The 11,327-nt window shown below is 41.0% G+C and carries 10 protein-coding genes; 2 read left to right on the forward strand and 8 right to left on the reverse strand.

Features of this window, described 5'->3' with window-relative positions:
* Positions 1-135 precede the first annotated feature (135 nt).
* From phoU to M4I42_RS15150, 5 genes are all read right to left on the reverse strand, one after another.
* Positions 136-795: a phosphate signaling complex protein PhoU gene (phoU, locus tag M4I42_RS15130; RefSeq protein ID WP_268852915.1), complete on the reverse strand. Its 660-nt coding sequence runs from the start codon at positions 793-795 to the stop codon at positions 136-138.
* A gap of 17 nt (positions 796-812) precedes the next feature.
* Complete coding sequence (gene pstB / locus M4I42_RS15135) at positions 813-1,625, reverse strand: phosphate ABC transporter ATP-binding protein PstB (protein WP_268852916.1); 813 nt, start codon at positions 1,623-1,625, stop codon at positions 813-815.
* A 240-nt stretch (positions 1,626-1,865) separates the two neighbouring features.
* The gene (locus M4I42_RS15140) at positions 1,866-3,995 is read right to left on the reverse strand and encodes a peptidoglycan D,D-transpeptidase FtsI family protein (protein ID WP_268852917.1); all 2,130 of its coding nucleotides are present in this window, start codon (positions 3,993-3,995) and stop codon (positions 1,866-1,868) included.
* 87 nt (positions 3,996-4,082) lie between these two features.
* Entirely contained in the window at positions 4,083-5,339 is a 1,257-nt protein-coding gene (locus M4I42_RS15145) for an MFS transporter (RefSeq protein ID WP_268852918.1), read from the reverse strand.
* Between the two features lie 100 nt (positions 5,340-5,439).
* Positions 5,440-6,048, reverse strand: a complete 609-nt coding sequence (locus M4I42_RS15150) for a superoxide dismutase (protein WP_268852919.1) — start codon at positions 6,046-6,048, stop codon at positions 5,440-5,442.
* 211 nt (positions 6,049-6,259) lie between these two features.
* Between M4I42_RS15150 and M4I42_RS15155 the strand changes: the two genes are divergently transcribed.
* Positions 6,260-8,029, forward strand: a complete 1,770-nt coding sequence (locus M4I42_RS15155; RefSeq protein ID WP_268852920.1) for a methyl-accepting chemotaxis protein — start codon at positions 6,260-6,262, stop codon at positions 8,027-8,029.
* Between the two features lie 108 nt (positions 8,030-8,137).
* Positions 8,138-8,911, forward strand: coding sequence for a DUF1189 domain-containing protein (locus tag M4I42_RS15160; protein WP_268852921.1), 774 nt, complete (start codon positions 8,138-8,140; stop codon positions 8,909-8,911).
* Between the two features lie 60 nt (positions 8,912-8,971).
* On the opposite strand, the gene pstA is transcribed toward M4I42_RS15160, so the two are convergent.
* From pstA to M4I42_RS15175, 3 genes are all read right to left on the reverse strand, one after another.
* Positions 8,972-9,889: a phosphate ABC transporter permease PstA gene (pstA, locus tag M4I42_RS15165; protein WP_268852922.1), complete on the reverse strand. Its 918-nt coding sequence runs from the start codon at positions 9,887-9,889 to the stop codon at positions 8,972-8,974.
* A 1-nt stretch (position 9,890) separates the two neighbouring features.
* Positions 9,891-10,781 (reverse strand): phosphate ABC transporter permease subunit PstC, encoded by an 891-nt coding sequence (pstC, locus tag M4I42_RS15170; protein ID WP_268852923.1) that lies wholly within the window; start codon positions 10,779-10,781, stop codon positions 9,891-9,893.
* Between the two features lie 71 nt (positions 10,782-10,852).
* A partial coding sequence (locus M4I42_RS15175; RefSeq protein WP_268852924.1) for a substrate-binding domain-containing protein occupies positions 10,853-11,327 on the reverse strand: 475 nt, incomplete at its 5' end.

Consider the following 11,327-nt stretch of genomic DNA (forward strand, 5'->3'; position numbering starts at 1 on the left):
ATACTTAGAAACGCACAACCTTACTCGTGCCATTCGTCCCGGCACGTACGAAATACGCAGCGATATGAAATATGAAGAAATCGCGGCGATTCTCACGAAAAAACGGTGAGCTCCACCTAGGGAGCCCACCGTTTTTTAGCTATTTAAATCATAATGTCTGCCCTTGACAAGATAAACAACATGTTCCGCTAAATTCGTTGCATGGTCAGCTGTGCGTTCGATATAACGGGCAATTAAAGAAAGCAAGTTCATTTGTGAGAAGTTTTCTTGATTCATTTTTGTTAACTGCATCAAATCTCGCATAATTTGCCCGTATAACTCATCCACTTCATCATCCATATCTGAAATTTTTCGCGCTAAAGCCACATCTTCTTCATAATATGCTTTTAATCCTAACGAAACCATTTCAAGGGCGATGTTATGCATACGAACGATTTTTTCGATCTCCATCACAAACGGTTGCTCACCGATTCGAATCGTTGCTTTGGCGATATTAACCGCAAAATCGGCAATTCGTTCAATATCGGTTGCGATTTTAATAGCGACAATAATTCTCCGCAAATCGATCGCCACCGGCTGCTGTTTCGCGATAAGCAAAATCGCAAAATCGTTAATTTCTTCTTCCAGCATGTCAATTTGACTGTCGCGTTCGATCACGTCCAACGCTTGATCGATATTTTTCGTCTGGAATGCCTCGATTGACTGACTTAAGGCGATTTCTGCCAATCCCCCGATTTCCAGCAATTTTTGGCGTAACGTTTTTAAATCGTAATCAAATTTCCCTCTCACCGTCATATCGTCCCCCCCTTTCTTTATCCGAATCGGCCTGTAATATAATCTTCCGTACGTTTGTCTGATGGAGTAGAGAACAATCGATCCGTTTCTGCATATTCAATAACTTCACCGTTTAGGAAGAACGCCGTTTTATCCGAAATGCGCGCCGCCTGTTGCATGTTATGTGTCACGATAATAATGCTATAGTTTTCTTTTAGCTCTTGAATGAGTTCCTCTACTTTCAATGTCGAAATCGGGTCCAATGCCGAAGTCGGTTCATCCATTAAAATCACATCTGGTTCAATCGCCAAGCAGCGGGCAATGCATAAACGTTGTTGCTGTCCTCCTGATAGACCGTACGCATTTTCGTGAAGACGGTCTTTCACTTCATCCCAAAGCGCAGCGCCACACAAACTTTTCTCTACAATTTCATCTAAAATTTTCTTGTCACGAATGCCATGAATGCGCGGACCGTAAGCAACGTTATCGTAAATCGATTTTGGGAATGGGTTCGGCTTTTGAAACACCATTCCAACTTGTGTGCGCAATTCTTCGACGCGATACGACTTATCAAAAATGTTACGGCCGCGATACGTAATTTCTCCCGATGTGCGAACGTTTGGCACTAATTCAATCATTCGGTTCAACGTCTTAATATACGTCGATTTGCCGCAACCAGACGGACCGATAATTGCTGTCACTTCATTCTCGTAAATGTCTAGGTTGATATTTTTTAACGCATGATGTTCTCCGTACCATAAATTTAACTCGTTCGTCCGATAGACGACGTCTTTTTTCTCTTGCACTTTCGGAGTAGTTGTATTTTGCTCCTTTACAATTGTTAATTCCATTGAATCATCTTCCCTCCATCCATATGAATCAAATGAGCCATGAGCAACGAATGTATCATTATTATCTGTCAAACTCATTCATTGTACTCTTTTTTATGAACTACAGCGAAACGTGTAACAACAAAAATTCCATCATCGCATATTAAGAATACTATTGAACTTTTAATAAGGTTTTAAAAAAATGTTAAGCTTTTGTAAAGCAAAAGAAGGCACCTTTCCAAAAGTGCCTTCTTGTCATAACTATTGATTAGGTTGCTGGGAAGCAGATGATGTTTCATTTTGCTTGTTTAGCTGCACTTCTTGAAGACGTTCTTTTTTCAATTCAAAGTACGCATCTAAAATTTTTCTTCCGATTTTATTGTTGATTGGATAATGCGGTTCGTGTTGATACGCCCAAGGAACAACGACGGAAAACGAAACTTCCGGATCGTTATACGGAGCGTAGCCAACAAGCGTTAAGTTGTACGTTTGCGCATTTCGTTTGCTTTGAATCGGACCGTCATAAAACGCCTGCGCGGTTCCGGTTTTTCCTGCTGGTTTGTACGGTGCGTCAGCGAAAAAACCGGCCGCTGTTCCGCCTTTTTCCTGCATCACACGGCGAAGTCCTTCCTTCACCCAATCAATATATTCTGTTTTCATGTCAATGCGGTTGAGCACGATCGGCTGAAAATCACGGATCACCGGGCCAAGTTCTTTTCCATCGTTATTTGGCTCGCGAATTTCTTTGACGATTTGCGGTTTCATTCGATAGCCGCCGTTGGCGATCGTCGAAATGTATTGCGCCATCTGTAGCGGTGTATACATATCATACTGTCCGATCGACAGGTCTAATAAAAATCCCGGCATTTTACTTGTTCCTTGAAACCCGATAATCTCATTTGGCAAATCGATCCCTGTTTTTACGCCTAAACCAAACTGGCTGAAATATCTTCGCATCGTTGTAAATGCTTCTGGGTTAATGGCAAGCGGCGCATATGGCCGGTACACACCACCGCCGATCGCAATCGCCGTTTTAAACATATAAACGTTCGAAGAGCGCTGCAAGGCGGTCAGTTCGTTAATTCGTCCCATCGTTTGGTACGACTTTTTCACCGGTGTCCCTTTAATATATAGCGGTTCGTCAACAATGTACGTATTCGGACGGAGCACCCCTGTCTGAAATCCCGTCAATACGGTCGCTCCTTTCACCGCAGAACCCATCGCATAGGCGGATGTCATCGTACCGAGCGCATAGTCTTTCAGCTCGATATTTCCATTCTCATTCTTTGTAATCATTTTTCCAGCCATCGCTAAAATTTCACCTGTTTTCGGGTTCATCATCACGACAAACGCACGATCTAACAGCGACGTTCCGCCGAAACGTTTCGCTGCTTTTAACTCTTCCTCAATAATTTTTTCCACGCGTTGTTGAAGCTCAATATCGATCGTTAACACGAGGTCTTTGCCGCGCTCTCCTTCATATACTTTCTCTGTTTCAATAACGTTGCCGGACTTGTCGGTAATGTTTTTGATTTTTGCTTTTTTTCCGTGCAATACATCTTCGTATTGCGCTTCTAAATAGCTTTTCCCGACACGGTCATTGCGGCTGTAGTCGCGCGCCAAAAAGTAATCTAACCGTTCGCGCGGTATGCCTTCATCATCGCTTGTCACACTTCCAAGCACGGAACGGAATGTGTTGCCATACACATAGCGTCGTTCCCAGTCGGTTGTCGTATCCACCCCCGGCAATTCTTCTAAATGTTCGCTCACGACTGCATACTCTTGATTCGTCACATCTTTGTTTTTTACAATTTGCGGTGTTAACGCATATCCGCTATCTAATTCTCGTTTAATCGCTAACACTTTCATTTCTTGCGGTGTAATTTCTTTTAAATCTTCTGGTGTAATCCGCTCTAGCGTGAGTTCATAAATTTTTTTGTCTAGTTCTTTGTCGGACAGCCCTTTTTTCTTGAGCGCTTTTTTCTCCGCCTCGCTCACTTTCTTTTTCGCTTCCTCTTTTCGCGTTAAAATCCAATAGTCTTTCATATCGCGCTCCGTAATTTTGTCGACCGGTTTGTCGATATATTTCGCCAATCGTTGCGCAATGACCAATGTATCTTCCGGTGTCGTCGTTTTTGTGCGCGTGTACGTAATCGCATTAAGCGGGACGTTATCGACAATGACGCGATGATAGCGGTCATAAATTTTCCCGCGCGGCACCGGCGTGCTTACCGTCACATTTTCCGTTCGTTCCACTTCTTTCCGGTACTGCTCACCATATACGATTTGCACGACTCCAAGCCGCAAGATAAGAGCAGAAAACAATAAAAACACGACAAAAAATAATATATTTAGCCGAAACGGCACTTGCGCCCTTTTCTTTTTTTTCAAGACAGTACCCTCCTATATTTTCAATCCCACGTTTATTGTAAAAGAATTAGCGACATTTTGCTAGAAAATCGCACAAAAAAAAAGGCCCTATGAGAGAGAGCCTTCTTCGTTTGATAGGAGCGGATACAATCGAGCGCTATCCGCTTCGATGCGGCGAATAAAAACATAAATGAGGGAATGTCCCGCTCCAAGCACGAGCATTAACGCTGGAATGGCCGTTTTTTCCTCAAACAAGGCAATAGTCACTAAAAACAACAAAATCGACGCAATCCGTCCACCGTTTAAAAACAGTTCGCGCACAACGATATATTCCACCCTTCTTTCCGCTGATTCCCAACTTCTTCCGATCACGTCAAACGTCAGCGACGAATACGGAACAAGGAGTATCGGATACGCAATTGCAATCGTAACCGCATACAGCAAAAGACGCGGATAAGAGAGATCAAAAACAATAAGAAAAAGGGCTGCATACAACAATAAGCCGCCACATAAAATCGCTTTTTTTCGATAAGCAGGCTCAATGAAGCGCGACACGAGATAATAGGCGATGAAAGAAGTGAAGGAATTAACGAACCCGAATTTTCCGAGCGCCCATTCGCTACCTGTCGCCATATAGACAAATACAGAAATAACAAATACAAAAATCCCTTCCCGCAATCCTTGAAAAAAGTGGGCATTGGTAATTAAACGCCAATTTTTATTGTTCTCCCTCTCTTCAATAATGCGCATCAATCCGTACGTTCCCGCCGCCGGTCTCCGTTTTAGAAAAAAGCTAAGCACAACCGCCACAAGAAACAGCCCAAGCGAAATCGAAAAAATAATCGTATACCCTGTCCATTTTGTCAGTGAAGAAATTATATATCCTGCGACAACCGGACCAATCATTCCTGCTGCCGATGTTAAAATACCTAAAAAGCCGTTAAAAAAATCGCGCGTATCCGGCTCGGTAATTTCAAACGTTAACACGTTAAAAGCAAGCCAGTAAAATCCATACCCGATTCCTAATAACGCCCCAAGCAATAACAAATAATCGTGCGCGCGATTTCCAGCCATGAGCACACTCAAAAAAAAGATCGCTAAAAATGAAACACCTAACCGCAATACGATGATACGGTCCACTTGTTTCGCCAACCGCCCCGCTAAAATAAACGTAAGCGGCTGCAACGTCACAACCGCCAAATTATATAAACCTAAATCGCGAAACGCTCCGGATTGCTTCCATAAATATACATTCACAAACGTGTTGGAAAGCGAAACACTTAAAGCATAAAACCCGCCAATACACAACAATAAGATAAGTTCCCGATTTACCTCATGACCGACTAGTTTTTTGAAAATTGTCATCGCCAACTCCCCTTTTCATCTAAAGGGTAGTTTTGGCAGCTTTTTTCTTTTTATGCACACGAAAAAAGGATGGCTCTTATCAAGCCATCCTTTTTGGTCATTATTTTGCTTCTTGATAGCGTTTCGCTACTTCGTCCCAGTTAACGACGTTCCAGAATGCCGCGATGTACTCCGGACGACGGTTTTGGTATTTTAAGTAGTAAGCATGCTCCCAAACGTCTAAGCCAAGGATCGGTGTTTTTCCTTCCATAATCGGCGTGTCTTGGTTTGGTGTGCTTGTGATTTCAAGCTCGCCGTTGTTCACAACAAGCCAAGCCCACCCAGAACCGAAACGAGTCGTTGCCGCTTTTGTAAATTCTTCTTTAAACGCCGCAAAGCTACCGAATTTTTTGTTAATCGCTTCGGCTAACTCGCCTGTTGGCTCCCCGCCGCCGTTTGGCGAAAGAATCGTCCAAAAAAGAGAGTGATTTGCATGTCCGCCACCGTTATTGCGAACAGCTGTACGAATGCTTTCTGGAATCGCTTCTAAATTGCTAAGCAACTCTTCAAGCGTTTTGCTTTGCAAATCCGCATGTCCTTCTAACGCTGCATTTAAGTTCGTGACATACGTATTGTGGTGTTTCGTATGATGGATGTTCATCGTTTCTTTGTCAATATGTGGCTCAAGCGCATCATAAGCATAAGGTAATGGTGGTAATTCAAAAGCCATTTTAACTCCTCCTTTGTTGTCATTATGTATCCGAACGTTAGACACGCTCGGTTAAAATTAGCTTACCAAAATGGCCACAATGTTTCAATTTATTTGCTCGTTTCATAAGCTTAACATTTTTTATACATTTGCTTAACAAAAACGCAACAATGATCGAATAAATTGAAAATAGTGTCCTTATATATTATTTAGGAAATGAGGAGAGCAAAGAATGAACAAACAAAAGCAAGCCCGGTCAGTTTTACTCCATATATGGAGGAGAGTTTTCGTTTTCCTACACTCAATCAAACGGAAAGCAACAATAAAATCGCCTTCCCCCTCTTCCCATCTTCCATTCATAAGCAGATGGAATCTACAGACAATATTAGCATTCGTCATTATTTTGATTACATGCATTTCTTCTGCATTGATTGCTTATATTGGCTATGAGAAAAATAAACAAATAACTGTTCAAGCGATTGAACAGCAAATGCAACTATCTACCGAAGTGATGATCGAAAAAATTTCTATGTTAAAAGCAACTGTGACCAATGAACAATTTCATAAAAAGTTACCTTATGTGTTAACATTAAATGAACATAAATTTAAAGCCCTTCATTTAAAGCCGATGCAATTTATCATCACTAAAGAAAAAAACGTTGAAAGACTAGCTGGATTTAATAGTCCTTTACCTTCTTTGCCTCGTTCTTTAATCAATAAAATGTATGAGCAAAAGCGAGGGATTGTTCACTTTCAAGGGCTTACGTTATGTTACGCCTATTCCACTGACTTAAACGAACTGTACGTATTAGGCCTTAAAGATCAAGAATATTTGCAGCCGATTTTTTCCTATCAAAAAATGAGCTTGCTAATCTCGCTTCTTACAGCTTTTTTCGCCAGTCTTATCGGTTTTATCATCGTGCGGCAAATACTTAAACCAATTGCTGCATTAAAACAAGCGATGCGGCAAGTAGGAAAAGGAAATTTACAAATACGCTTACAAATTAAACATTCAAGCAGAGATATTCAAGCGTTAGCCGCCGGCTTTAATCAAATGGCAGACAGCCTTACGACTTTGATCGAACATTTAGATACAAGCTCGAAGCATGTAACACTCTCATCCGAAACATTACACCGTTCGTCGCACGAATCAAGACAAGCTTTTGAACAAATTGCAATTACAATGAATGAAATAGCAAGCGGAACAGAAAAGCAAGCAAATTCGGCCACAGAGATTTCACAGTTTTTCCATGAAATTGCCCGAGGAATGGAACAAGCCACCATTTCTATTGCAGATGTCGAAACATCTACAAACCAAGCAACTCATAAAGCTCATATGGGAAATAAGCTAGTGGATAACACCGTTAAACAAATGAGTTTGGTGCAAAAAACGGTCGGTGAAACGGCAGAAATGATATACATATTAGGCGAGAAATCGAAACGAATTGATCAAATCGTAAGCTTGATTAGCCAAATTGCGAATCAAACAAACCTCCTTTCTTTAAATGCAGCGATTGAGGCAGCACGGGCCGGGGAGCACGGAAAAGGATTTTCCGTGGTAGCCAATGAAATAAGAAAGCTAGCTGCTCAAAGTGGACAAGCAGCGAAACAAATTCAAGAAATTATTGAAGAAATTCAGCAGGAAGTAGAGCAGGCTGTTCACTCTATGAGCCGCGGAGCAGAAGTACTCAAAGAAGGAATCGAAATGGTCCACCAAACCGATACATCATTTAAAACCATTGCACAGGCTGTAGAAAATGTCTCAAAAGAATCAAAAGAAGTGGCGGCAATCATACATCACGTCAGCGCACAAACTCAAGAAATGTCGACTAATATGGAAGAAGTAGCTTCCATTTCTCAACAAATTGCTGGAAGCATGGAACATGTAGCCGCCATTGTACAAAAACAAAGTATCTCTATCGAAGGTGTTTCACATGCATCTCAATCTTTAAATGAATTGGTAAAACAATTGCAACAAGTAGTTCAAAAGTTTAAAGTATAAATAAAAAGAATCTCCTAGTAGGGATTCTTTTTATTTTACAACATCGGTTGAATTATGAAGCGAGACGATATACAATGAGCATGGAAGACAGGGAAGGATGTGTAAACCATGAATATATTCGTGCAGTTGTGGAAAAGTTTATATTCCCCAAAAGATATTGCTCGATTCCGTTTTCAAAAAATCGGCAAAGCGATTTTATACGTATTTTTATTGGCCCTTATTTCTTCGTTGCCGCTTGCATACCATTTGTCAACGAATTTTGTTGACGGGATTCGCTATATGGGCTCTTTGTTCGAAAATGAAATTCCATCTTTTACAATTGAAGATGGGAGCTTGCACTCTTCGGCAACCCAGCCCGTTATCATCAACGAACACGGATTAACGATCATTTTTGACAGCACCGGACAAGTGACAAAAGAAAAAGTGGAACGGACAACAAATGCGATTGGCCTGTTGAAGCATGAAGCCGTCATCGTCACAAACGGCCAAGCGCAATATTATAGTTACACGATGTTTTCGAACATGAAGCTGACCGACGGAGACGTGCGCTCGTTTCTAGAAACGCTCCAATCTTTGCTTCCTGTGCTCATTCCGTTAACGTTTCTCTTTTTATACATTTTCACAAGTGCGAGCAAATTTATCGGGGTATCCGTCCTCGCTTTTATCGGTCTTATTTTACGCAGCACGCTTGATAAAAACATTGCCTATCGCCATACATGGGTCATGTCCGCTTACTCGATAACATTATCGACCGTCTTTTTTGCGATTATGGAGGCGTTACAAACAGCTGTACCATACCCTGCCTTTCTTCATTGGTTTGTATCAATTACAGTGCTATTTTTGGCTATCAAAGAAATTCCTTCAGTAAAAATACATGATTAATCAATAAAAGGGCTGGCCCACTGCTGCAGGCTAGCCCTTTTTCGTTCTTTACTTCTTTGTTTAAGAAACCATTTTCGTTTGCTGTTTTTTTCTGTGCGTATTTCCAGTAAAATAACGCTGCAATACTGCCGAAACAAAACGAGCAACAATGTTGAACAACAGAACCATAATAACCAAAATGGCAGCTGACTTCGCCGCAATTAACTTTGCATCCGGTACAATCCCTTCAGAATTCAATTTCCAAATGTGCACCGTCAGCGTTTCTGCTGGCCGAAAAATATTAAACGGATTTAATTTGCTTGATAGATCAGCTGAAGCATTTAAAAATGGCGTTGTTAATCCTGACGTGTAAATAAGTGCTGCTGCTTCACCGAAAATTCTTCCAGCTGCTAAAATAACACCTGTCATAATTTGTGGCAATGCCGCTGGAATGATCACTCTCACTAACGTCTGCCATCTCGTCGCTCCTAACCCAAGACTTGCTTCTTTTACACTATGTGGAACATCTCGAATGGCATTTTCACATACCCTCGTTAAACCCGGTAAGTTTAAGATCGTAATGGCTAAAGCGCCCCCGATTAATGTATATCCCCAGCCAGTCAATGTAACAAATACTAAAAGCCCAAACAAACCAACAACAATAGAGGGAAGAGAAGCCATTGTTTCAATGCATAATCGAATAAAGCTCAACAACTTCCCCTCTTTCGCATACTCCGCCAAATAAATTCCTGCTCCAAGCCCTAATGGAACGGAAATGAGCAATGTAAGCACTAGCATATAGAGGGAATTAAATAATTGCGGACCAATTCCGCCCCCTGCTTGCGTATTGCTCGGATTTCCGAAAAGAAAACTCGGATCCCAAAATCCCCATCCCTTCACAACAATGGTTACAACTAAAAATCCTAACAAAATAACAACAAAAGCTGAAACAATATATAAAATTCCCGTCCAAATGGCATCAACCGTTCTTGCCTTCATTTTAGCCTTCACCTCTTTGTCCAATTGCTCGAATGATTAAAATAAATAAGAAAGAAATGAGCAGCAAAATCATCGCCAACGTCCATAAAGCATTATTCCAAGCGGTTCCATTTAATGTGTTGGACATGTCCATCGTTAAAATGCCTGTTAATGTTGCAGTTGGACTATATAATCCAGAAGGCAGTTTCACGGTGTTTCCGATCACCATTTGAACTGCTAGGGCTTCACCAAAGGCACGAGCCAAACCTAATACAATTCCTGTTAAAATTCCTTTGCGAGCAGCAGGAACGATAACGCGGCTAATTGCCTGCCATCTTGTCGAACCTAATCCATACGACGCTTCTAAATATGCGTGCGGAACTGCTTGAATCGCATCTGAAGCGATGCTCGCAATCGTTGGTAAAATCATGATGCTTAAAACAATAATCCCCGCAATTAAGCTAAAGCCTACTCCTCCAAACCATCCTCTCAATAGCGGAACGAGAATGGTTACTCCTAACAATCCATATACAACCGATGGAATACCGACAAGCAACTCTAATACAGGCTTCAACACCTTTGTGCCAAATTGAGGTGAAATATAGTTAATAAATACTGCTAATGCAACAGCAATCGGCGCGCTTAAAATAACGGCTCCAATCGATACGAGCGTCGACCCGACAATAAAAATGACAGCCCCATATTTAGGCTGGGAATCATTAGGCGCCCATTCTTTTGAAAACAACATTTCCTTAAAAGAAATATGACTTTGAGTAAATGATTGAATTCCTTTACTACAAATAAACGCAATAATTGAAAGAGTAACAAAAACAATTAAAAAACCACAAAATGTAACTAATATTTTTCCTATATATTCGCTTTTCCAATAATTAATTGGTTTTTTCCCCTTCATCATTGATTCACCTACCCTAATCATTCAAACGAATAGGACTGACTACATGATAGCCAGCCCAATATATCTAATTATTCTAATTCGGACATTGGGATATAACCCATTTCTTTTACTTTTGCAGCAAATTGCTCACTTTTTACAAAGTCAATGAAGGCTTTGACTGCATCTTTTGGTTCGCCTTTTGTAACCATATACTCGTAAGACCAGAATGGATATTTTTGTGCTTTAATATTTTCTACTGTTGGTTCAGCCCCGTCAATTTTTAACGTTGTTAAAGCGTTCGCTTTGTCACCAACTAGATAAGACATTGCAACGTAACTAATTGCTCCTGGTGTAGACTTAATGGCTTGTTCCACGGCACCGTTAGAATCTTGAACCGTTCCGATGCTATCATTTACTTTTACATCTTTCATTAACGTTTTTTCAAATGTTGCACGTGTTCCAGAAGAGGCTGGTCGGTTAATGACATTAATTTTTTCATCGTTTCCGCCAACTTCTTTCCAGTTTGTCACTTTACCGGAAAAGATGTCTTGAATTTGTTGAACA

This window comes from Anoxybacillus sp. J5B_2022 (assembly GCF_026847645.1).
Classification (GTDB): domain Bacteria; phylum Bacillota; class Bacilli; order Bacillales; family Anoxybacillaceae; genus Anoxybacteroides.